Origin of the sequence: Alteraurantiacibacter aestuarii (genome assembly GCF_039523595.1) — a bacterium.
GTDB lineage: Bacteria > Pseudomonadota > Alphaproteobacteria > Sphingomonadales > Sphingomonadaceae > Alteraurantiacibacter > Alteraurantiacibacter aestuarii.
Map to the genome: position 1 here is coordinate 718,183 of NZ_BAAAFP010000002.1, position 21,383 is coordinate 739,565.

General features: G+C 63.0%; 20 protein-coding genes. 5 read left to right on the top strand and 15 right to left on the bottom strand.

The features are described from left to right. Window positions 1-3 precede the first annotated feature (3 nt). Complete coding sequence (locus ABDZ98_RS06985) at window positions 4-699, top strand: pirin family protein (RefSeq protein WP_160589969.1); 696 nt, start codon at window positions 4-6, stop codon at window positions 697-699. A 99-nt stretch (window positions 700-798) separates the two neighbouring features. On the opposite strand, the gene ABDZ98_RS06990 is transcribed toward ABDZ98_RS06985, so the two are convergent. From ABDZ98_RS06990 to ABDZ98_RS07005, 4 genes are read right to left on the bottom strand one after another with little or no spacing between them, the layout of a single operon-like run. Continuing rightward, window positions 799-1,995 (bottom strand): ABC transporter permease, encoded by a 1,197-nt coding sequence (locus ABDZ98_RS06990; protein ID WP_160589968.1) that lies wholly within the window; start codon window positions 1,993-1,995, stop codon window positions 799-801. Beyond that, window positions 1,995-2,723, bottom strand: coding sequence for an ATP-binding cassette domain-containing protein (locus ABDZ98_RS06995; RefSeq protein WP_160589967.1), 729 nt, complete (start codon window positions 2,721-2,723; stop codon window positions 1,995-1,997). Before ABDZ98_RS06995 ends, ABDZ98_RS06990 begins: the two co-directional genes overlap by 1 nt. Continuing rightward, entirely contained in the window at window positions 2,720-4,018 is a 1,299-nt protein-coding gene (locus ABDZ98_RS07000; protein ID WP_160589966.1) for an efflux RND transporter periplasmic adaptor subunit, read from the bottom strand. Before ABDZ98_RS07000 ends, ABDZ98_RS06995 begins: the two co-directional genes overlap by 4 nt. Further along, the gene (locus ABDZ98_RS07005) at window positions 4,018-5,397 is read right to left on the bottom strand and encodes an efflux transporter outer membrane subunit (protein ID WP_237437399.1); all 1,380 of its coding nucleotides are present in this window, start codon (window positions 5,395-5,397) and stop codon (window positions 4,018-4,020) included. Before ABDZ98_RS07005 ends, ABDZ98_RS07000 begins: the two co-directional genes overlap by 1 nt. A 222-nt stretch (window positions 5,398-5,619) precedes the next feature. On the opposite strand from ABDZ98_RS07005, the gene ABDZ98_RS07010 reads away from it, so the two are divergent. Genes ABDZ98_RS07010 through ABDZ98_RS07025 form a run of 4 tightly spaced genes read left to right on the top strand, consistent with a single transcriptional unit; the run spans window position 5,620 to window position 9,076 of the window. Further along, a complete protein-coding gene (locus ABDZ98_RS07010; protein ID WP_160589964.1) occupies window positions 5,620-6,681 on the top strand; it encodes a HupE/UreJ family protein in 1,062 nt (353 codons plus the stop codon). Continuing rightward, complete coding sequence (locus ABDZ98_RS07015; RefSeq protein ID WP_160589963.1) at window positions 6,681-7,628, top strand: MBL fold metallo-hydrolase; 948 nt, start codon at window positions 6,681-6,683, stop codon at window positions 7,626-7,628. The genes ABDZ98_RS07010 and ABDZ98_RS07015 overlap by 1 nt, the downstream gene beginning before the upstream one ends. Window position 7,629: 1 nt before the next feature. Then, window positions 7,630-8,502 (top strand): XdhC family protein, encoded by an 873-nt coding sequence (locus tag ABDZ98_RS07020; RefSeq protein WP_160589962.1) that lies wholly within the window; start codon window positions 7,630-7,632, stop codon window positions 8,500-8,502. Beyond that, a complete protein-coding gene (locus ABDZ98_RS07025) occupies window positions 8,462-9,076 on the top strand; it encodes a nucleotidyltransferase family protein (RefSeq protein WP_160589961.1) in 615 nt (204 codons plus the stop codon). The genes ABDZ98_RS07020 and ABDZ98_RS07025 overlap by 41 nt, the downstream gene beginning before the upstream one ends. Here ABDZ98_RS07025 and ABDZ98_RS07030 read toward each other — a convergent pair. From ABDZ98_RS07030 to ABDZ98_RS07080, 11 genes are all read right to left on the bottom strand, one after another. After that, window positions 9,063-9,875, bottom strand: coding sequence for a nuclear transport factor 2 family protein (locus ABDZ98_RS07030; RefSeq protein ID WP_160589960.1), 813 nt, complete (start codon window positions 9,873-9,875; stop codon window positions 9,063-9,065). The genes ABDZ98_RS07025 and ABDZ98_RS07030 overlap by 14 nt on opposite strands. Next, window positions 9,872-11,878 (bottom strand): acetyl-CoA carboxylase biotin carboxylase subunit, encoded by a 2,007-nt coding sequence (locus ABDZ98_RS07035; protein WP_160589959.1) that lies wholly within the window; start codon window positions 11,876-11,878, stop codon window positions 9,872-9,874. Before ABDZ98_RS07035 ends, ABDZ98_RS07030 begins: the two co-directional genes overlap by 4 nt. A gap of 133 nt (window positions 11,879-12,011) precedes the next feature. Then, window positions 12,012-13,298 (bottom strand): O-acetylhomoserine aminocarboxypropyltransferase, encoded by a 1,287-nt coding sequence (locus tag ABDZ98_RS07040; protein WP_160589958.1) that lies wholly within the window; start codon window positions 13,296-13,298, stop codon window positions 12,012-12,014. Continuing rightward, window positions 13,295-13,867 carry a lysozyme inhibitor LprI family protein gene (locus tag ABDZ98_RS07045; RefSeq protein ID WP_160589957.1) on the bottom strand — a complete coding sequence of 191 codons (573 nt, stop codon included), beginning with the start codon at window positions 13,865-13,867 and terminating at the stop codon, window positions 13,295-13,297. The genes ABDZ98_RS07040 and ABDZ98_RS07045 overlap by 4 nt, the downstream gene beginning before the upstream one ends. Continuing rightward, on the bottom strand, window positions 13,864-14,871 hold the full coding sequence (bioB, locus tag ABDZ98_RS07050; protein WP_160589956.1) for a biotin synthase BioB: 1,008 nt from the start codon (window positions 14,869-14,871) through the stop codon (window positions 13,864-13,866). Before bioB ends, ABDZ98_RS07045 begins: the two co-directional genes overlap by 4 nt. Further along, a complete protein-coding gene (gene scpA / locus ABDZ98_RS07055) occupies window positions 14,868-16,994 on the bottom strand; it encodes a methylmalonyl-CoA mutase (RefSeq protein WP_337190152.1) in 2,127 nt (708 codons plus the stop codon). The genes bioB and scpA overlap by 4 nt, the downstream gene beginning before the upstream one ends. Before the next feature lie 110 nt (window positions 16,995-17,104). After that, the gene (gene mce / locus ABDZ98_RS07060; protein WP_160589954.1) at window positions 17,105-17,527 is read right to left on the bottom strand and encodes a methylmalonyl-CoA epimerase; all 423 of its coding nucleotides are present in this window, start codon (window positions 17,525-17,527) and stop codon (window positions 17,105-17,107) included. Between the two features lie 34 nt (window positions 17,528-17,561). Continuing rightward, window positions 17,562-18,389, bottom strand: coding sequence for an HAD-IIA family hydrolase (locus tag ABDZ98_RS07065; protein ID WP_160589953.1), 828 nt, complete (start codon window positions 18,387-18,389; stop codon window positions 17,562-17,564). Next, window positions 18,386-19,846, bottom strand: coding sequence for a biotin carboxyl carrier protein (locus ABDZ98_RS07070; RefSeq protein ID WP_160589952.1), 1,461 nt, complete (start codon window positions 19,844-19,846; stop codon window positions 18,386-18,388). The genes ABDZ98_RS07065 and ABDZ98_RS07070 overlap by 4 nt, the downstream gene beginning before the upstream one ends. Next, window positions 19,846-20,349 carry a biotin/lipoyl-containing protein gene (locus tag ABDZ98_RS07075; protein ID WP_160589951.1) on the bottom strand — a complete coding sequence of 168 codons (504 nt, stop codon included), beginning with the start codon at window positions 20,347-20,349 and terminating at the stop codon, window positions 19,846-19,848. The genes ABDZ98_RS07070 and ABDZ98_RS07075 overlap by 1 nt, the downstream gene beginning before the upstream one ends. Continuing rightward, entirely contained in the window at window positions 20,346-21,383 is a 1,038-nt protein-coding gene (locus tag ABDZ98_RS07080) for a PEP/pyruvate-binding domain-containing protein (RefSeq protein WP_160589950.1), read from the bottom strand. Before ABDZ98_RS07080 ends, ABDZ98_RS07075 begins: the two co-directional genes overlap by 4 nt.

Below are 21,383 nucleotides of genomic sequence, written 5' to 3' on the forward strand. Positions count from 1 at the left end.
GGCATGATCGATATTCGCCGTTTCGAAACGCTTGGCGGTGCCAACCACGGTTGGCTCGATGCCAATTTCCATTTCTCCTTCGCCGAATATTTCGACCAGCGCCGCATGCACTGGGGCAGGTTGCGGGTGTGGAATGACGATATCATTGGCCCAAGGTCCGGCTTTCCGCCGCATCCGCATTCCGACATGGAAATCATCACCTACGTGCGCAAGGGCGCGATCACGCACAAGGATTCGCTGGGCAATGAGGGCCGTACCGAAGCGGGCGACGTGCAGGTGATGAGCGCCGGCACCGGCATCACCCATGCCGAATACAACCTTGAGGACGAGGAAACGCACAGCTTCCAGTTGTGGATACTGCCAGACAGCAAGGGGCACGCCCCAAGCTGGGGAACTAGGCAGTTCCCCCGGGATGATCGCGCAGGGCGCTTTGTGGTACTGGCAAGCGGCCGCGAAGGTGATGGCGATGCCCTGCGCATCCATGCCGATGCGCGCGTACTGGGCGCAAATGTCAGGGCTGGCGAGACGATCGAATATGACCTGGGCGGACGCAAGGCCTACCTCGTTCCCGCCAGCGGACAGATCGAAATTGAAGGGGAAGTGATCAATGCCCGCGATGGGGTGGCAATTGCTGACCTTGCGACCTTGCAAATTGTTGCGGTGCAAGATAGCGAATTGGTTATGGTAGATACCGCCTGATTCCTTGCTTGGGGTAAAGTCAGGCGGCGGGCCGCGTCTTTTTGCAAAGGCGTGGCCCTTTCCTTTTTTGGCAGCAATACTTGCGCTGTTTCTTGAATTCTATTCGTGCCGCAGCGCTTCGATCGGGTCGAGCATACTGGCCCTGCGCGCCGGGAAATAGCCGAACATGATCCCGATCAGTGCCGAGATCACAAAGCTGAGTATGTTGATGAAGGGGTCGAACACGAAGGGGAAACCCAGCGCGCTGGACAGGCTGAAGGACAGCAGGAAGCCGAGTAATATACCCACCAGGCCGCCAAAGCAGCACAGTACCACTGCCTCTGTCAGGAACTGCATGCGCACCTCGCGCGCCAGTGCGCCAATGGCCAGGCGGATGCCGATCTCGCGGGTGCGCTCCGTCACCGAAACCAGCATGATGTTCATGATGCCCACACCGCCCACAACCAGGCTGATGGCGGCAATGGCGGCCACCATGATGGTGAGCGTGCCCACCGTGCTGGCAACCGTTTCATTGATGGCGGCCGTATCGACGATATCGAAGTCATTGGCCTGACCCGCCAGCAGCACCCGCCGCTCCCGCAGCAGGTCAATCAGCGAATTGGTCATGGTGTCCCCATCATAGGCGGAGTCATAGGATATCACCATGTAACCGATGTTGTTGTTGCCGGTGAAGCGGCGCTGGACATTGGTGAGCGGCATGAACACCGAATTGTCATCATCGCCGCCGCCGCCGACTGAGCCGCGCGTGGCAAATACGCCGATCACCTGACACGAGACATTGTTGAGGCGCATGCGCTCACCCACCGGACTCTGTCCGGGGATGAAAATCTCCTCCAGCACCGTCGGGCCGATGATGCAGACGTTGGAACCGGCCTGTTCCTCTGCCGGAGTGAACCGGCGGCCATCATCCATGTCTATTCCGCGCGCATCCATGAAATCGTTGCTGACGCCTTCGACCTTGGTTTCCCAGTCCTGTCCGTTGTGGATGGCGGTGACGTTCTGGTCGACCTGCCCTGCCACGGCCTTCACCCCGGCGATCTGTTCGCGCACGGCGGTGACGTCGTCCTCGTCAAAGGCGCGGAACTGGCCGCGTTCGCCCTGAACCGGGAAGACGATGTAGAGATTGGAGCCGAGCGAACTGATCTGTTCCTCGATATCGGCAGTTACGCCGCGACCCAGCGTGACCATGGTGATCACGGCGGCGACGCCAATGATGATGCCCAGCGTGGTCAGGAAGCTGCGCATCAGGTGGCGGCGGATCTCGCGCATGGCGAGCAGGAGCGTGGTGCCGAACATCAGGCGGTCACGCCTTCATGCTTGCCGTGGCGGACGCGGTTGCCATTCTCCACCCGTTCCACCAGCCCATCCTTGAAGTGGACGATGGTCTTGGCAAAATCGGCCATTTCCGGCTCATGCGTCACCATCAATATGGTGATGCCCTGGCGGTTGAGTTCACCCAGAAACTCCATGATCTCGATCGAGCGTTCGGAATCCAGATTGCCCGTCGGCTCATCGGCCAGCAGCACTTCGGGATCGGTCACCAGCGCACGGGCAATGGCCACGCGCTGCTGCTGACCGCCGGAAAGTTCCGCCGGAGTATGGTGTGCCCAAGGCGCCAGTCCCACACGGTCCAGCGCGCGCATGGCAGAGGCGTGGCGTTCGGACTTGCTTGCCCCGCGATAGACCAGCGGCAGCTCCACATTCTCCACCGCAGTGGTGCGCGCCAGCAGGTTGAAGCCCTGGAAGACGAAGCCGAGGTAACGGCGCCGCAACAATGATCGCTGATCCTTGTTGAGCGATTGCACTTCCGTGCCCAGGAAGCGGAACTTGCCCGTAGTCGGCACGTCCAGGCAGCCCAGAATGTTCATGGTGGTGGATTTGCCCGAGCCCGATGGCCCCATCACGGCAACAAAATCGCCGCGCTGGATGCTCATGTTCACGCCCTTGAGCGCCTGGAATGCAGCCGCGCCCGTGCCAAAGGTCTTGGTTATCCCCTCCAGTTCGATGATGGGGCCTGAGCTCACTGATCAGAGGCCCTGATCGCCGTGATCACCTTCATGCCAGCTTCCAGCTCGTCAGACGTGACCACGGTATAGCGTCCGTCGCTCAGCCCGGTGGTGACCAGTATCGCGCGCGGCTTGCCATCATCGCCCAGTACATAGACATTTTGCTGGCTGCCCGCGCCAATGCTGGCCGTGACCTCTTCGCGTTCAAGCCCGAAGTCATTGCCGGGTCCGCCGCCCAGCTGGACGCCCCCGTCTTCCTCTTGCTTGGGTGGCTCGAAACGCAGCGCGCCATTGGGCACGGCCAGCTGGTTGGCGGTGCTTTCCGTGGCGATATTGGCGGTTGCCGTCATGCCCGGACGCAGCAGTCCGCTGGCGTTGTCCACCGTGAGGCGAGCTTCATATTCGACCACCGAATTGCTGTTTGTTGTCTCAGCTGTAGTGGCGATATTGCCCGATGCGAGGTCCACCCGCTCCACCTGAGCGGGGAACTGGCGGCCCGGATAGGCATCGACGGTGAAGGTGGCGGACTGGTTCGCCTCGACCTGGCCAACATCGGCCTCGTCAATGTCCACGCGCAGCTGCATGATGGCGAGGTCTTCGGCCAGGATGAACAGCGTGGGCGTGTTGAAACTGGCAGCCACGGTCTGGCCCGGTTCCACCTGCCGCACCAGCACCACGCCCGAAACGGGGGAGCGGATCACCGCGCGGTCGCGGTTGGTCAGGGCGGTGGACAGCGATGCCTGCGCCGATGCCACATTGGCTTCTGCCGAAGCGAGCGCGGCCCGGTCACGCCGCACCGATCCTTCGGCCGATTGCATCTCTGCCTGCGAGGGCACGCGGCCATCGGACAGGCGATAGACTTCGCGCAGACGCTCCAGCTGGGCGGTGTCGACTTCCAGCGTGGCGCGTGCCTGCTCAACCGATGCGCGCGAGGCGTTGAGGTTTGCGCGGCTCTGCAGGATCTGATCGTCGATCACATCGGTATTGATCCGCGCCAGCACCTGACCGCGCGATACGATGTCATTCACGTCAACCAGCACGTCATCAATCCGGCCGGATACTTCGGAGCCGACTTCCACCTGGTTGGTGGGGCGCAGATTGCCGGTGGCGGTGACCACCAGATCAAGCGAGCGTGCCTCTACCTCCTCGGTGATATAGTCGACCGGCTGATCGCCGCGGCCAAAGATGGCATAGGCAATCAGCGCCAGAACGATGAGCAGGGCCGGGATCCAGACAATCCGCCGCTTGTAGAATGGTTTGGTGGCGTCTTCGCCCAGAAAGGCATCGATGTCCTGCGCTTGCGTGTCGTTCATCACTCGGTCCTGTCACTGGCAGGTAAGGGGAAGTCCTGCTCGCTCCATCCGCCGCCAAGCGCCTGGGTCAGGCGCACAAAGGCGCTGGCCCTGTCAGCCTGAGCGGAGACGAGCTGGTTACGGGCGGAAAGTAATTGGTTCTCTGCCGAAAGCAGGGTCTGGAAATCGGTCAATCCCGCCTGATACTGGCTGCGCGCCAGTATGGCCGAGTTGCTGGCTGCATCCAGCGCTTCATTGATGATGCCGACGCGGGTGTCGGCGCTGCGCTGGTCAACGGCGGCGCTTTCGACATCTTCCAGCGCGCCCAGAATCGATTGTTCCCATGCCGCCAATGCGCCGCGCGCGCCAGCCTCTGCACTGTCGATCTGCGCCTGTGTGCGGCCGCCATCGAAGATCAGCTGGCTGACGCTGGCAAACACGCTGGATGTCAGCACATCGAAAAGGTTGCTGATGCCCAGCGAATTGGTGCCGATATTGCCGCCCAGCCGAACCAGCGGCAGCAATTGCGCGCGGGCCACGCCGATCCGCGCGGTGCTGGCCAGCAGATTGGCTTCCGCGCCGCGCACATCGGGGCGGCGGCGCAGCACATCAGCGGGGGGCGCAAAGCCCGCCAGCAACGCCGGCTGGGGAATGGGCTTGACCGCCTGAAAAGCAGTCAGCACGCGTCCCGGCGGCTCCCCGATCAGGGTGGAAATGGCATTGGCGGTGGAAGTCAGGCTGCTTTCCAGCGAAGGAATGGTGGCGGCGGTCTGGGCGCGCTGGGTGCGGGCCTGTTCCACATCCAGGCTGGACACCAGCCCCGCCTGATTGCGCCAGCGGGCGATCCGCAGGTTGTCTTCCTGATAGGCCAGCGTGCTGCGGGCAATTTCCAGCTGCTGCGCGATCGAGCGGGCGTTGATGGCGGAAATCGCCACCTGGCCCACGATCAGCCGCTGCAGGTCTGCCAGCGAATATCCGGCGGACAGCAGGTCTGCCTCCGCCGCGTTCACATTGCCGCTGATCTGGCCGAACAGGTCCAGTTCCCACGATGCGTCCGCGCCCAGCGAAAAGCCGAACTGGTTGGTGGACAGATCACCCAGGTCGCGGCTGACCCGTCCGCTGCCCGAAACGGAAGGCAGGAAGCTGGACCGGGCCTGCACCAGACGCGCGCGCGACTGATCCAGCCGTGCGGCGCTTTGCGCCAGGTCCAGATTATTGGCGATGGACGCTTCGACCAGCTGGGTCAGCAGCGGATCGTCCAGCAGCAGCCAGTAATCGGTAATGTCGACGGAGATGGGGGCAGGATCGCTTTGCGCCCACTGATCGGGAATTGCGAAACTGGCCGCAGGCGGAGCAACATCTGCATGGGTGCAGCCGCTGGATAGCAGTGCAATCGCCATGGCTGTACTGCTCAGCACGCCCATTTTCATGTCTGGTTGAAAACCCAAGATTCCCCCGAATGGCACTTATTTGATCCCTGCTGCCCGCCTATCGCCGATCAGTGCTTGCTCCAATTGCAACCTTGTAACAAAGGGTAACAGGCCATCATGCATGTTATCCACCGTATATCGTTGTTCATGAAACTTAATTGCGCACCTGTCCTGCCCGTGCAACGCATTTGCATGCGCTGGCTTATGTTGTTTGGCCTGCTGTTCTTCCCTTTTACTGTCCAGGCCCATCCGGTCCCGTTCAGCTATCTCGATCTCGATCTGCAAGAACAGCAAATCGAAGGCACTTTGACAGTGCATCTGATCGACATCGGACATGAACTTGAAATGGACGAAGTGGCGATATTGCTCGACCAGGGTGTGTTGTCCAGCCAATACAGCCAAATCGGATCAGTTCTTGACGGCATGATCTCGATCGGCGCCGGAGAATTGCCCGCGCCGGAGTGGCAATCGGCAGAACCCTTGCCGGGCGACGATGCCATAAGGCTGCGCTTCACCATTCCCGCCCCGTCACCCGGCGCGCTGGAAGTGGACGCCAATCTGTTCCCGCGCGATCCGCTGCACCAGACCTTCGTCAATGTTTATGAAGATGGCGATCTGCGCCAGCAGTGGCTGTTTGATCGGGGGAGCGACCCGCAGACCTATTTTACCGGAACGAGCGCCGGTGTGCTGGCGGTGATGGGCACCTTCGTCCCGTCCGGCATTCACCACATCATGATCGGGCCGGATCACGTACTCTTCATCATCGGCCTGATCCTGCTGGGCGGCAGCTGGCGGCGGCTGGCGATCATCGTCACCAGCTTCACCATCGGCCATTCGGTGACTTTGTCCCTCGCGGCGCTGGATATCGTGATGATCCCGGCCGGGATCATCGAACCGCTGATCGCGCTCAGCATCGTGGTGGTGGGGGCGGATAACCTGCTGCGCGGCGATGGCCGGGACCTGCGTGCGGGTCTGGCCTTCGCCTTCGGGCTGATCCACGGTTTCGGCTTTGCCTATGTGCTGCGCGAGTTCGGCCTGCCCGATGCATCGCTGGCTTGGTCGCTGTTTTCCTTCAATCTGGGCGTGGAAATCGGCCAGCTGGCTATCGTGGCGGTGGTTGCGGGCCTGATGCTGCTGCTGCGCCGCCGATCCGAAAAAGCGGCGCGACACACCGCGACAATTGGCTCGCTTGCGGTAATGGCGGCTGGTGCCTATTGGTTTGTTGACAGAGTCTTTTTTGCGGGAGTGGGATGATGAAGCGGATTGCGGTCCTTGGGGCCATTGTGGTGAGCGGCCTGACGGCAGTGGGTGTAACTGCGCAGGGCCTGCCCGGCATCGAAGGCATCGAGCATGTGGCCGGCAAGGTCTACAAGATCGCCGGCGCCGGCGGCAACACGGTGGTGTTCGAACGCGCCAATGATGTCGTGCTGATCGATACCAAGCTGCCCAACAGCGGTGAAGCGATCATGACCGAGGTTCGCAAGATCACCGACAAGCCGCTGGCGATGATCATCAACACCCATTCGCACCCCGATCACATGGGTTCCAACAACGAACTGAGCGGTGACGGCATCGAAGTCATCGCACACGTGAATTCGGAAAAGCGGATGGAGGCCGAGGGCGGTCCGTTTGGCGCGTCCAACGTCGATCGCAGCTTCTCCAGCCACATGAAGATCGGTGAAGGCGCTGACGAGATTGACCTGTATTACTTCGGCGCGGGCCATACCGATGGCGATGCCTTCGTGGCCTTCCCCGCCGCGCGCACGGTGATGGCGGGCGATATCTACGCCTGGCACATGTCTCCGCTGATCGATCCCGGCTCCGGCGGCTCCATGCTGGCACTGCCGACTTCGGTGACGGCGGCCTATTACACCATTCCCAACGTCGATTACTGGATTCAGGGTCATGGCGGCGTCAGCACGTCGTCTGAATTCCTCAGCTTCGTGACCTTCAACCGTGCGCTGGTGCAGATTGCCGAGCAGACGGTGCAATCGGGCGGTACGGAGCGTGAAGCGCTCGACCGGCTGGCTGCCAACCCAAGCTTCGCCATCTTCCTGGGTACTGAAACACTGCCGGGCCTGGAATATGGCGGCAGCCCCAAGTCGCGCGCTCTCATCAACCTGATGGTGGCCTTCCAGGAATTGCGCGGCGAAGAACCGCAGCTGATCATGGGCCTGCCACGGGAAGAATGGCCCGAGTAATGTGCTGAGCGCGGCTGCGCTGGGAAACGACCATGACGCCCTGCGCGCCGCGTGCGCGCAGGGCGTTGGTCTGTGCACGATAACCCATATCGAAGGCAGTTTCTCGCGCCGCCTTGGCGCGCAGCTGGCTGTGCGCGCTGATGGCAGCGTTGTTGGCAGCCTGGCCGATGGCTGCCTTGAAAACCAGCTTGCGGCAGAGATCGCCAAGGGCGGGGAGCGCCGGGTAATGCGCTTTGGCGCCGGCTCCCCGATGATCGATTTTCGCCTGCCATGCGGCAGTGGCCTCGACATACTGGTCGATCCCGCTCCCGATCATGCGGCCTGCCGCGATGTGGTGGCAAAGCTTGACCGGCGGGAGGCAGCGATGCTGGCCTTGCCGATGGGAGCACTGGCACAGCGTCATTATGTCCCGGCGCTGCGGCTGGCGCTGTTTGGCGAGGGGCCGGAACTCGATGCGCTGGCCCTTCTCGCGCGGACGGCAGGGCTGGCAGTCGAAACCCACAGCAAGGACGGGAGCGAGGGCCGATCTTCCGATCTTTCGCTGGGCAAGTCCCCCAGCGGCATCGCCATCGACAGATGGTGCGCGGTGATCCTGCTGTTCCACGATCACGAATGGGAGCAGGCGATCCTGCAATGGGCGCTCCAAACACCGGCCTTCTTCATCGGCGCGCAGGGCGGTCAGACCGCGCGCGAGGAGCGGGCCGAGCGCCTGCTGGCCAGCGGCGTTGCGCCCGGCCAGATGGCGCGCATCGCCAGCCCGATCGGCATTGTCCAGCACAGCCGTGAACCCGTGGCGCTGGCGCTGTCCATCCTCGCCTCCGTGGTGGGTGAATATGAGGCGATCCACCCGCACCATGCACCGCGCGGTGGCTGAACCGGCTCCGCTGGTCGCCGTGCTGGCAGCGGGCGGGGCAACGCGCTTTGGCGGCGGCAAGCTGGATGCGTTGTGCGCTGGCAAGCCTGTCGGGCAATGGGTGCTGGATGCGGTTGCAGGGGCGGGGCTTGCCGCAGGCGTGATTGTGGTGGGAGAGGACCCGCCGCAATTTGCACTGGCTTCGGGCTGGAGCCTGATCGTCAATCACAGCGCGGAAGCGGGCCTTGGCACATCGCTGGCTCTGGCGGCAAACCATGCGCAGAAGGCGGATCGAGATCTGCTGGTGCTTCTTGCGGACATGCCGCTGATTACCGCTGCACATTTGCGCGAGTTGGCGTGTCAGCCCGGCACCAGCGCTACCGTGTCTGGTTCGACCTATGCCGGAGTGCCCGCGTTGTTCCACAAATGCCATTTGCCGCAGCTTGAAAAGTCATGCGGTGATCGCGGCGCAGCAGCCTTCTTGACGAGTCTGATCGACCTTGAGCATGTGCAAGTTGATCCTGCCATGCTCATCGATATCGATACGCCCGCCGATCTGGCGCGGGCAGAGCAGATATTGCTCAGGCGCGGGTAGTCACCGGCTCCCCGCCGCGCTGCACGCCGATATGGCAGATGCGGCCTTCGCGCAGGGCATAGGTCACGATCACCCGCACATCGATGTAATCGCCCTTGGCCAGCGCCCCGACCACGAAATCGGGCGCGTCCTGCACGGCGGTGAAGCGGCTGGTGCAATCGACGATCAACCGCTCATCATCGGCATCGAGCGAATGGATGGTCAGCGTCTCGCGCACCGATTTGAACATCTCGCTGTAGAAATCGGCAATGGCCTGCGCGCCGCGGATCGGCGGCAGGCTGCTGAGTTCCAGCACCACGTCATCGGTGTAGAAACGCGTGTAGCGGGCCGGATCGCCCGCCGAAAAGGCGGCGGCGTATGCGTCATAGGCCGCCAGCTGGCTGGGGTGTCCGCCCAGCGGAGCCAATCTGGTCACGCCCTGTTCGGGCGGCCATGCGGCGGTGGTCAATCGGGTGATCCTGCCCGCATCATCCAGATCGTAGCGGGCGAGGAATTTCACCGTGATGCTGTCACCGGGAAACATCTCGCCAAAGGGGAAGTCCGGGCGGTGCCTGGTGGCGTGGAAATCCATGTCGATGTCGGCAAAGATGGTGTTTTCGTCCTGCACATAATGCTGGATGCGCGGACATTCGCGCACGCCGTCATGCGCCCAGGCCAGGAATTCGCGCATCCCCTGCTTGCCGCTGCGCACGCCGCTGCCCGAATGCATGGCGCAGTCTTCGGCGAAGAAGCGCTCCACCAGAGCATCGTCATCGCCGGTCAGGAACATGTCGATATAGGCGAGATAGTCCATGCTCATGCCAGCTCCAGGATCACGAAATCAGTCGCCAGGCTGTCCCCTTCGGCAGCGTTGACGGTGGCAATCGTGCCGGCCTTGGTGGCGCGCAGGATGTTCTCCATCTTCATCGCCTCTATCGTTGCCAGTGGCTGACCGGCAGCTACCTCATCGCCTTGTTCCACATGCAGCTTCATCAGCAGGCCGGGCATCGGGCAGATCAGCAGGCGGGATGTATCGGGCGGTGTCTTTTCCAGCATGTGCTGCGTCAGCGGGGCCAGCCTTGCGGGCAGCACACGCGTGTGATGCCTGCGGCCGTGGGTGGTGATCGTCCAGCGATGGCGCTGGCGGCTGACTTGCAGCCCCAGCCGCTCGGTCCTGCCCGTGGCTTCGGCCAGGCGCATGCCCGGTGCCCATGAACATGTGCCATCGATCCGGTGGCCATCGACGATCGCATGGCCGTCACCCAGCGTCACATGGAACTGCTGGCCATTGTTGAACACCGCCCAGTCGGCGGGCAGCGGCGGCGCTCCGTCGATCTTGCCAGTGGTGCGCCCGGCGCGGGCCGTGCGGGTGAATTCCATGCCCGCCGCGCAGGCAGCGATCACCCGGCACCGCTCCTCATCTGCCGGAGCGCCGGAGAAGCCATCGGGATATTCCTCGGCAATGAAGCCGGTGGAAAGGTCCCCGCTGCGAAAGCGCGGATGCTGCATCAGGGCGGAGAGGAAATCGGTGTTATGGCCCGGCCCCTCGATCTCGAAATCGTCGAGCGCGCGGATCTGCAGGTCCGCCGCCTGATCGCGGGTTTCGCCCCAGGTGATCAGCTTGGCGATCATCGGGTCGTAATGGATGGAGACCTCGCCGCCTTCGGCCACGCCGTCATCCACGCGGACATTGTCCACCCCGCGCAAGCCCCCGCTCCACGGCTTTGCCGGTGGTCTGTAGCGCACCAGCCGCCCGGTGCTGGGCAGGAAGCCGCGATAGGGGTCCTCGGCATAGACGCGCGTTTCGATGGCGTGTCCGTCAATGCCGATATCGGCTTGCGTGAACGGCAGCGCCTCACCTGCGGCAACGCGGATCATCTGTTCGACCAGGTCGATGCCGGTGGTCGCCTCTGTCACGGGGTGTTCCACCTGCAGGCGGGTGTTCATTTCCAGGAAGTAGAAGCTCTCGCCCGTGGGGTCTGCGCCGCTGACGATCAGCTCCACCGTGCCTGCCGAGTGATACCCCACCGCCGCCGCCAGCGCGATGGCCTGTGCGCCCATCTTGGCGCGCATTTCGGGGGTCACGAAGGGGGAGGGGGCTTCCTCCACCACCTTCTGGTGGCGGCGCTGGATCGAGCATTCACGCTCATTCAGATGGACGATATTGCCGTGCTTGTCGCCCAGCACCTGAATTTCGATATGACGCGGGTGTTCGATGAATTTCTCAATGAACACGCGCTCATCGCCAAAGCTGTGAAGCCCCTCTCGCTGGGTGGCCTCGAAGCCGTCCTCCACGTCCGTATCATTCCACGCCAGCCGCATGCCCTTGCCGCCGCCGCCCGCGCTGGCCTTCATCATCACCGGATAACCGATACGGTTTGCTTCTTTCAAAGCATGTGCCGTATCGGAGATTTCACCGTCAGAGCCGGGAACGGTATTCACGCCCGCCCTGGCGGCGAGCCGCTTGGATTCAATCTTGTCACCCATCGCCGCAATGGCGTTCACCGGCGGACCGATAAAGGCGATGCCCTCGGCCTCCAGCGCTTCCACGAAACTGGCCCGTTCGGACAGGAAGCCATAGCCGGGATGCACCGCCTGTGCGCCAGTTGCCTTGCAGGCTGCGATGATCTTGTCCGCCAGCAGATAACTCTCCGCCGCCGGAGCAGGACCGATATGCACCGCCTCATCCGCCATGCGCACAAATGGCGCGCGCGCATCGGCATCGGAATAGACCGCCACCGTGGCAATCCCCATGCGCCGCGCAGTGGTGATAACCCGGCAGGCGATTTCGCCGCGATTGGCGATCAGGATTTTGGTGAACATCAGACCCTGCCTTCCCTGTCACCCTGAACTTGTTTCAGGGTCCATTTCGCAAATCGATGCGTTGCCGCAGCTTGCCGGATGGATGCTGAAACGAGTTCAGCATGACGAAAATTGATTGCGAACATGGGTGTGATCAAACCTTCGCCAGTCCGGCATCCAGATCGGCAATGATATCGTCGATATGCTCAATCCCCACGGACACACGCACCACGTCCGGACCCGCACCAGCCGCAACCAGTTCCTCTGCCGAAAGCTGGCTGTGGGTGGTGGAGGCGGGGTGGATGATCAGGCTGCGGGTGTCGCCGATATTGGCCAGGTGGCTGAACAGCTCCACGCCTTCGACCAGCTTGACGCCTGCCTCAAATCCGCCCTTCAGCCCGAAGGTGAACACCGCGCCGCCGAGGCCGCCCAGATATTGCTGCGCCAATGCGTGATAGGGATCGTCCGGCAGGCCGGCATAGGACACCCAGCCAACCTTGGGATGCGCCTTCAGCCATGTGGCCAGCGCCAGCGCATTGCTGCAATGCCGCTCCATCCGCAGCGCCAGCGTCTCCATGCCGGTCAGCGTCAGGAAGGCGTTTTGCGGAGCCATTGCCGGGCCCAGATCGCGCAGGCCCAGCACCCGGCACCCGATGATGAAGGCGATGGGGCCAACCGGCGCCAGCGCATCGGTCAGCACCGCGCCGTGGTATGACGGATTGGGTGCGGTGAGCGAGGGGAACTTGTCGCTGGCGGCCCAGTCAAACTTGCCCGAATCCACGATCAGACCGCCGACCGAATTGCCATGGCCGTTGAGGAATTTGGTGGTCGAATGAACGACAATATCGGCGCCATGTTCAATCGGGCGGCACAGGGCGGGGCTGGCCATGGTGTTGTCCACCATCAGCGGCACGCCTGCTTCATGCGCGACCTTGGCCAGCGCGGCGATATCCGTCACCACGCCGCCGGGATTGGCGAGGCTTTCGACGAACACCACGCGGGTATTCTCATCAATGGCCGCCGCCACTTCTGCCAGATTATCGGCATCGACAAAGCGCGCCTCCCAGCCGAATTTCTGGAAGCTGTTGCCAATCTGGTTGAGCGATCCGCCGTACAGCTTCTTCGCCGCGACGATGTTGCAGCCCGGTTCCATCAGCGTGTGAAAGGCGATGAACTGCGCCGCATGGCCCGATGCCACACCCAGCGCGCCCACGCCGCCTTCCAGCGCCGCGATCTTGCCTTCCAGCGCGGCATTGGTGGGGTTCATGATGCGGGTGTAGATATTGCCGAATTCCTGCAGCGAGAACAGCTTGGCCGCATGCTCGGCATCGTCGAACACGTAACTGGCCGTCTGGTAGATCGGCGTGATCCGCGCCTTGGTGGTGGGATCAGGCTCGCAGCCAGCGTGGACAGTGAGTGTTTCGAGGCGTTGGTTGGTCATTGAGTTTCCTCCCCCAAGTCTAGTTCTGGCCCGAACTGGGCACGATAGAAGCGCATCATATCCTCAATTTCGTCAGCCCGCACGGCGGCAAGACGCGCGCTGCAGAAATTGCGGTCGGCAGTTCCACCCCAGCCGCCACGCCCCCTGTGCGCTTCGGCTTCGCACTGGGCGGCGGCATAATCCCGCCATGCCTCTTGCGACAAGGTGAGCAGGTCCATCAAGGCCGGGATATTGCAGCCGGTGGTGCTGTCTTCGCGTGTGCACTCATCGCGCAGGTAACTGTCAGCAACGTCGGCAATCAGCACCGACTGGTCCCATGTCGTCTCAAGCTCGCCTTCAGCCAGCGCGGCAAGCTGCTGGGAGCACGTCAACTCGCCGGGATATGCCGGGCCGTGGCACCACTTATCGCCCGCTGCGAAGCGCTGGGTGCGCGAAAGGCCCGGCTGCGCCATGGCATCCTCCAGCGTTTCGAACTGCGTGATCGCGTCATCCGCAACTTGCCCGGAAGCGCTGGCAGGAAGCAGGGAAAATGCGGCGGCGAGCACCAGCAATGTCGCCTGCGTTCTCATTCCGCCGCCGCCATTTTGCACGCCCGCATCGGTTCCGCGCCCTGCATCGGCGTTAACCCCAGCCGCGCAAACATCGCCGCATCCTCATCATCGCCCGCATTGGGCGCGGTGAGGAGCTTGTCGCCGGTGAAGATCGAGTTCGCCCCAGCCATGAAACACATGGCCTGCGTGGCCTCGCTCATGGACTCGCGGCCTGCAGACAGGCGCACCATGCTTAGCGGCATGCAGATGCGCGCCACGGCGATGGTGCGGATGAATTCGATATCGTCGATTTTCGCCAGCGGTGTATCCGCCAGCATATCGCCCAGCACCGTGCCTTTTACCGGCACCAGCGCATTGACCGGCACGCTTTCGGGATGCCGCTCCAAGGTTGCCAGCGTGTGGACGAAGCCCACCCGATCGCTGCGCGTTTCGCCCATGCCGACGATGCCGCCCGAACAGACGTTGATGCCCGATTGGCGGACGTTACCCAGCGTATCCAGCCGGTCCTGATAATTGCGCGTGGTGATAACCCGTTCGTAATATTCCGGCCCGGTGTCGATATTGTGGTTGTAGTAATCGAGGCCCGCCTCGGCCAGCATATCGGCCTGTTGGGGCGTCAACATGCCCAGCGTCATGCAGGTTTCCAGCCCCATGGCGCGCACACCGGCCACGATCTGCACAATCGCGGGCATGTCGCGGTCCTTGGGATTGCGCCATGCCGCGCCCATGCAGAAGCGCTGGCTGCCCGCATCCTTGGCCTGCGCGGCGCGCTGGAGGACTTGTTGCACGTCCATCAGCTTGGTCGCCTCAACGCCGCTGTCAGCCTTCACGCTTTGGCTGCAATAGCCGCAGTCTTCCGGGCAACCGCCGGTCTTGATCGACAGCAGAGTGCACAATTGCACCTCGTCTGCGGCATGGTGCAGGCGGTGCGTTTCGGCGGCGCGGAAGACCAGTTCAGTGAACGGCAGGTCAAACAGCGCGGCGATTTCCTCGCGGGTCCAGTCGGTGCGGATTTGGGTCATTCAGGGTCCTCAATCGGCGGCATATTATGCCCCAGCAGGCGAAGCATATCGGCTGCGCATTCGACCACGTTGGAGCCGGGGCCGTAAATGCCCTGCACACCTGCTTCGCGCAGGAAATCATAGTCTTGCGGCGGAATAACGCCACCTGCCACCACCTTGATATCGGCGCGGCCTGCTTCGCGAAGATGCTGGATCAGTTCGGGCACGAGCGTCTTGTGACCAGCCGCCAGCGAGCTTGCGCCGACCGCATCCACGTCCAGTTCCAGCGCCATTGTAGCGGTTTCTTGCGGTGTCTGGAACAGCGGCCCGCTGGTGACGTCAAAGCCCATTCCGGCAAAGGCCCCGGCGATGACATTGGCGCCGCGATCGTGCCCATCCTGCCCCATCTTGGCCACCAGCAGGCGCGGTTTGCGGCCAAGGCGGGCGGTCACTGCCTCTACTCCGGCGATCACCTGCGCATAGCGGGCATCGCCGGCATAGGCCTGCTTATAGACGCCGGTGACGGGTGTGGGGGTTGTGCCATAGCGGCCGAACACGTCCTCCATCGCGGCGGAAATCTCGCCCAGTGTCGCATCGGCGCGGGCCGCTTCCACGGCGAGGGCGAGCAGGTTGCCGTCCCCCCTTGCACCCTCTCGCAATGCGTCCAGGGCCGCCTTGCATGCAGCTTCATCACGGCCACTTCGCACCTTGGCAAGGCGCGTGATCTGCCCAAGCCGCACGGCGTGATTATCAATGTCGAGCGTGTCGATGCGGGAGCGGTCTTCGGATGGATATTTGTTCACCCCCACCACCACGTCTTCGCCCCGGTCCACGCGCGCCTGCCTGGCGGCAGCGGCTTCTTCGATGCGGCGCTTGGGCATGCCGCTGGCGACAGCTGCGGTCATGCCGCCAAGCGCGTCCACCTCGGCCATCAGTTCGCGCGCCTTGTCGGCCAGTTCCGCTGTCAGAGCCTCGACATAATAGCTGCCGCCCAGCGGATCGACGACATTGGTGATGCCCGTCTCCTCGGCCAGCACCAGCTGCGTGTTGCGGGCGATGCGGGCGGAAAAATCGGTCGGCAGGGCCAGCGCCTCATCCAGCGCATTGGTGTGCAGGCTTTGCGTGCCGCCCAAGATGGCCGCCATCGCCTCCACCGTGGTGCGGATGACATTGTTGTAGGGGTCCTGCTCCTGCAGCGACACGCCGGACGTCTGGCAATGGGTGCGCAGCATCTTTGACTTGGGATTTTGCGCCCCAAGCCCCTCCATCACCTCATGCCACAGCGTTCGTGCAGCGCGCAGCTTGGCGACCTCCATGAACACATTCATGCCTATGCCGAAGAAGAACGACAGGCGCGGGGCGAAATCATCGATATGCTGGCCCGCTGCCACGGCGCGTTTCACATATTCCTTGCCGTCGGCGATGGTGAAGGCGAGCTCCTGCACCGCCGTCGCACCCGCTTCATGCATGTGATAGCCGCTGATGGAGATCGAGTTGAAACGCGGCATTTCGGCGGAACAATAGGCGATAATGTCCGACACAATCCGCATGCTTGGCTGCGGCGGATAGATGTAGGTGTTGCGGACCATGAACTCCTTGAGAATGTCGTTCTGGATCGTCCCGGACAGCTGATCGCGCGAAACGCCCTGCCGTTCCGCCGCCACGATATAGAAGGCCATGACCGGGATAACCGCGCCGTTCATTGTCATCGAAACACTCATTTCACCGAGCGGGATCTGGTCAAACAGGATCTGCATGTCGGCCACCGTATCGATGGCCACGCCCGCCTTGCCGACATCGCCGACAACGCGCGGATGATCGGAGTCATACCCGCGGTGCGTGGCGAGGTCGAAAGCCACGCTCAGTCCCTTTTGCCCGGCGGCGAGGTTGCGGCGGTAGAAGGCGTTGGAATCCTCGGCGGTGGAGAAGCCCGCATACTGCCGGATCGTCCACGGGCGGCCGGTGTACATGCTGGCATAAGGCCCGCGCGTGAAGGGCGCGAAGCCCGGCAGGCCGGGATCGGCAGGGGCGTCTTCAGCGGTGTAGAGCGGCTGGATCGCGATGCCTTCGGGCGTGTGCCAGGTGAGGTCGCGGCCTTTCACCTCTTTGGAGGCCTTGGCCTGCCATTCGGATTTGTCAGCCACGAACAACTCCCCCGTCATGCTGAACTTGTTTCAGCATCCATGTGCTCGCTTCAACAGACGGCGCAATTGGAGAAATGGACCCTGAAACAAGTTCAGGGTGACGATATTGATTAAACATCACCCGGAGTTTCCATGATCTCTGTCAGGATGCCGCCCATGTCCTTTGGGTGGACGAAGAAGATCGGCGTGCCATGCGCGCCAATGCGCGTGGGGCCAAGGATGCGCTTGCCCTGCGCTTCGAAATTGGTCCGCGCCGCCTCGATATCAGGCACTTCGAAACACATGTGATGCTGTCCGCCCAGCGGGTTCCTGGCGAGGAAACTGGTGATGGGCGATGTCTTATCCAGCGGGCTGAGCAGTTCCATCTGCGCCGCGCCTTCGGCAGTATCCATGAAGCACACCAGCACGCCCTGTTCGGGCATTTCGAACGGGGGCGTGGTCAGCGTGGCACCCGCGCTCTCCCGCCAATGGGCAATCGCCGCGTCCATATCGGGCACGGCAATGCCGACATGGTTCAGGCGTCCGAGTTTCATGGTGTTTGCCTCTCCCGAATAGCTCGGACGAAGGCTAGCCCAATCCGCAGGCCTTTACCAACTCGCTGATGTTGGGGATCACCAGATCTGGGGTCTTTTCGGGCGGCTGGCTCGCCCATTGCGCGGCATCGGTGGCTCCGCTGGTGACGGCAATGCCGATGGCGCCGCTGGCGACGGCCATCTGCATTTCGGCGGTGGCATCGTCTCCCACCACGCCCACGTCCTGCTGCGCGCAGCCCAGAACCTCGGCGATCATCTCCATCGCGTGCGTGCTGGGCTTGCCAGTGGGTTCAGGCTCCATCCCGGTGACGCGCGAAATCGCCCCGTTGATGGCGCAGCTATAGCCGAAGCTGCGGCCTTCCTTGGTGGCGAAATACGGCACGTCGGAAGCGGACAGGAACGCTGCGCCATCCAGCACCCGGCTGCAGGCGATGTGGATATGGTCCATCACGCATTCGGGATGCCAGGCGACATAGACCGCATCGGCATAATCCGCCGCCGCATCGCCCGGCAGGCAGCAGTTGATGGCCATTTCGGACAGCGCATCGACCACGCCCTGCGTGCCCAGCACCAGCACATTGTCATAGCCCCGGTCCGCAATCACGCGCGCGGCCACGGAGTTGGGGGTGAACAGCTTTTCGTCCGGCACGGGAACGCCCGCATCGCGCAGGCGCGGGCCCTGTACGCGCGCGGCATAGGCGCTGCCATTGGTCAGCGCGAGCCACGGAATGCCCAGCCGGTCCAGCTCCTGCAGAGCCTCAGCCGCGCCTTCAATCGCGTCATAACTGCCCAGCTTGCGGTTGGACAGGATCAGCGTTCCGTCCAGATCGAACATGAAGCCTTTGGGTGTGCGAACGCTCATGCAGAAACTTCCAGTTTGAAATCGTCTTTTTCGACGCTGAACTGATCGACATCGCGGCGGGCCAGGATAGTGCGGACAAGCTCCATCACCGCCACCGTATCGGGATCATATTCTTGGCGAGCGGGACCGGCGGCCTGCATTGCATCGACCAGATCGACGGGCATGGTGGCGCGCAGCAGGAATTCCTCGTCAGACAGGTTCGATCCGATCCTGCGGCGCAGTTCGGGCAGGTCGGCCATGCCGGTTTCGGCCTGCAATTCCTTCGTTCGCGGATTGGCCATGATGCGGTCCATCACCGCCTGATCGACCGGAGCATTGGGGCGGCCAAACTTGCCGATGGCGAAGCGGATGATCTCATCCGGGATGATCGCCCAGCGTTCCTTGCCGGTCACGTTCATCACCGCCTGCGTCTGCAGCATCTGGGCAAAGGGGGTCATCACGATGGGCCAGCCCAGTTCCTCACGCACGCGGCCGATTTCCTCGATCACTGCGCCTTCCAGATGGCTCGCGCGCTGGTCTGCCAGATGGCGGCGCATGGTGCCGACCATTCCGCCGGGCAGGTTGTGTTTGTAATAGGCGGCATCGAACGCCATCGGGCTGCCGGTGGGAAGCCCCTCGGCCTCGGCCATGGCAGTCCAGAAATCGGCGACTTCCTGTGCGGCCTCGTCATCGATATCGACGGTGTGGCCCTGTGCCCGCAGATTGGCGATCATGCGCATGATCGGCGGATTGCTGGTGCCATCCGCTGCGCCGCCGCTGGCGCATTGCACGGCGGTAACGCCCAGTTCCGCAGCTTCCAGACAGGCCGGTTCGGCCTGGCCGATGGTGCAGTGATTGTGCAGTTCCAGCGCCTTGTCGCCGATCTGGGCCATGATGGCGGGGATCAGTGTCTGTGCGCGCTTGGGGGTCAGCAGGCCGCCGGGGTCCTTGATATACAGCGCGTCAATGTCCGGGCTGGCGGCCATGATCCGCGCGGCCTCGGCATAATGGGCATCGTCGTGGATCGGGCTGATGGAGAACACCAGCGCGCCCACCACCTGCTCTCCGCCAGCGCGCTTGACCAGCTTCGCCACTTCCACATTGCTGCTGGCGTCATTCATCGGATCGGCCAGCGCGAAACGGCGGATGCCGTTGGTGGCCAGCGTCCTGAATGCCAGCTCCATGAAATCGGGCGTGGCGGTTTCCCACGCGATGAAGCGGAAGCCGGTGGACAGGAACTGCAGCGGCGTGTCCTTGCAGATCGCCGCCATGGAGCGAATGCGCTCCCACGGGTCTTCCTGCTTGTAGCGCACCGCCACGCCCATGTGGGTGGAGGTGGTGAAATCGATTGCCTTGTAGCCCGCGCGCTCCATCGCAGGCGCCACGGTCAGCGTCTTGGCGGTATCGACGCCGAGCGCCCCCCACAGGCACTGATTGCCATCACGCAGGCTTGTCTCGACGATCTGGATATTGGCCATCAGCCGCCCACTTTCACGCGGACCAGCGGCTGGCCTTCTTCCACCGGCTTGCCGTTCTCGGCCAGGATCGCGGTGACAGTGCCGGAAACGCCGGCGCGGATCGGATTCATCAGCTTCATCACCTCGATAATGGCGATGGTTGTATCCTCGCTGACGCTGTCGCCAAGCTGGACAAAGGGCGGTTCGCCCGGTCGCGGGGTGAGGTAGAAATTGCCCAACAGCGGCGCGACCACGTCGACTTCTCCGGCACCGGGGCCGCTGCTGGCGGAAGGTGCGGGAGCGGGTGCTGGTGCCGGTGCTGCATTGCGTGAGGGTGCACGGCCAGACCTGGCGGGCGGGGCCTCATCCTCAATCTCTTCATCATCGCCGCCGCTCCATCCGCCGCCGCCATCGCGGCGAATACGCAGGCGAAATTCGCCCATCTGCAGATCGAGCGAACGGAAGTGGCTTTCGTCCAGCAGCGCAGCAATCTCGGCAATGTCCTTGCCGGTAAGGCGGCTCACTTCCTGCCCCCGAAGATGTTCATCACATGCGCCAGTGGGTTATCGACCGGCTTGGTCACCGATGCCACGTCCTTGGCCGACCACACGGTTTCGGGCCGCGACTGGAGCAGCAATATGTTGCCGTCCTTGTCCAGCGCCCATTCGATATCCTGCGCCTTGCCGTAATGCCGCTCCACCTTGCGGCCCACTTCGCGCAGGCCCATCAGGTCTTCGTCTGTCAGGCAGGGTGTGGTGCGTTCATCGCCTTCCAGCTCAATCTCGACAATGCCGCCGCCCGGTGCGGGCACCTGCTTGGCGTGCTTGTCCGAGATATCGCGCGCGGAAATCTCTCCGGTGATCTTGCCGACCACCCATTTGTCCGGCGTTACCTCGCCTGAGACGACAGAGGAGCCAAGCCCCCATGCGCCTTCGATGGTGATCACGGACTTGTCGCCGGTGGTCGGGCTGCGGGTGAACATCACCCCGGCACAGCGCGCATCGACCATCTGCTGGATGACCACGGCCATCGCCACGCCATCCTCGGGAAAGTCCTGCTTGCGGCGATAGATCATGCTCTCGACCGAATAGAGACTGCCCCAGCATTCGCGCACCTTCATCGCCATGTCCTGCGCGGTCAGCACCCACAGGAATGTGTCCTGCAGGCCGGCAAAGCTGGCATCGTCGGCGTCTTCAGTGGTGGCGGAGGATCGCACGGCGACCGGCTGGCCGTCCGGGCACAGCTCGTCCATCGCCGACATGATCGCCTGTTCCACCGCTGGCGGCATGGGTTCGTTCATCACGCGGGCGCGCAATTGTTCGGACAGGCGGGTGGCCGCGCCCAGGTCATTGGGGTCGAGCGCTTCGACCTGCCCGCGCACGTCCTCGCGCGCTTCCAGTGCGGCGAGGAATGTCTCGAACGCGCTGGTGGTGACCACGAAACCGGGCGGCACGGCAATGCCGGCCTGCGTCAGCTCACCCAGAGAGCCGCCCTTTCCGCCCACGGTCGGGCGATCGGCAATGCCGACATCGGCAAACCATGCAACAGCAGGGGTCAT

Excerpts from the sequence above, each read along its gene's own strand:
- ABDZ98_RS06985 (WP_160589969.1), top strand. The coding sequence starts at position 4 with ATGATCGATATTCGCCGTTTCGAAACGCTTGGCGGTGCCAACCACGGT.
- ABDZ98_RS06990 (WP_160589968.1), bottom strand. The coding sequence starts at position 1,995 with ATGTTCGGCACCACGCTCCTGCTCGCCATGCGCGAGATCCGCCGCCAC.
- ABDZ98_RS07000 (WP_160589966.1), bottom strand. The coding sequence starts at position 4,018 with ATGAACGACACGCAAGCGCAGGACATCGATGCCTTTCTGGGCGAAGAC.
- ABDZ98_RS07005 (WP_237437399.1), bottom strand. The coding sequence starts at position 5,397 with ATGGCGATTGCACTGCTATCCAGCGGCTGCACCCATGCAGATGTTGCT.
- ABDZ98_RS07010 (WP_160589964.1), top strand. The coding sequence starts at position 5,620 with ATGCGCTGGCTTATGTTGTTTGGCCTGCTGTTCTTCCCTTTTACTGTC.
- ABDZ98_RS07015 (WP_160589963.1), top strand. The coding sequence starts at position 6,681 with ATGAAGCGGATTGCGGTCCTTGGGGCCATTGTGGTGAGCGGCCTGACG.
- ABDZ98_RS07025 (WP_160589961.1), top strand. The coding sequence starts at position 8,462 with ATGAGGCGATCCACCCGCACCATGCACCGCGCGGTGGCTGAACCGGCT.
- ABDZ98_RS07030 (WP_160589960.1), bottom strand. The coding sequence starts at position 9,875 with ATGAGCATGGACTATCTCGCCTATATCGACATGTTCCTGACCGGCGAT.
- ABDZ98_RS07035 (WP_160589959.1), bottom strand. The coding sequence starts at position 11,878 with ATGTTCACCAAAATCCTGATCGCCAATCGCGGCGAAATCGCCTGCCGG.
- ABDZ98_RS07040 (WP_160589958.1), bottom strand. The coding sequence starts at position 13,298 with ATGACCAACCAACGCCTCGAAACACTCACTGTCCACGCTGGCTGCGAG.
- ABDZ98_RS07045 (WP_160589957.1), bottom strand. The coding sequence starts at position 13,867 with ATGAGAACGCAGGCGACATTGCTGGTGCTCGCCGCCGCATTTTCCCTG.
- bioB (WP_160589956.1), bottom strand. The coding sequence starts at position 14,871 with ATGACCCAAATCCGCACCGACTGGACCCGCGAGGAAATCGCCGCGCTG.
- mce (WP_160589954.1), bottom strand. The coding sequence starts at position 17,527 with ATGAAACTCGGACGCCTGAACCATGTCGGCATTGCCGTGCCCGATATG.
- ABDZ98_RS07065 (WP_160589953.1), bottom strand. The coding sequence starts at position 18,389 with ATGAGCGTTCGCACACCCAAAGGCTTCATGTTCGATCTGGACGGAACG.
- ABDZ98_RS07070 (WP_160589952.1), bottom strand. The coding sequence starts at position 19,846 with ATGGCCAATATCCAGATCGTCGAGACAAGCCTGCGTGATGGCAATCAG.
- ABDZ98_RS07080 (WP_160589950.1), bottom strand. The coding sequence starts at position 21,383 with ATGACCCCTGCTGTTGCATGGTTTGCCGATGTCGGCATTGCCGATCGC.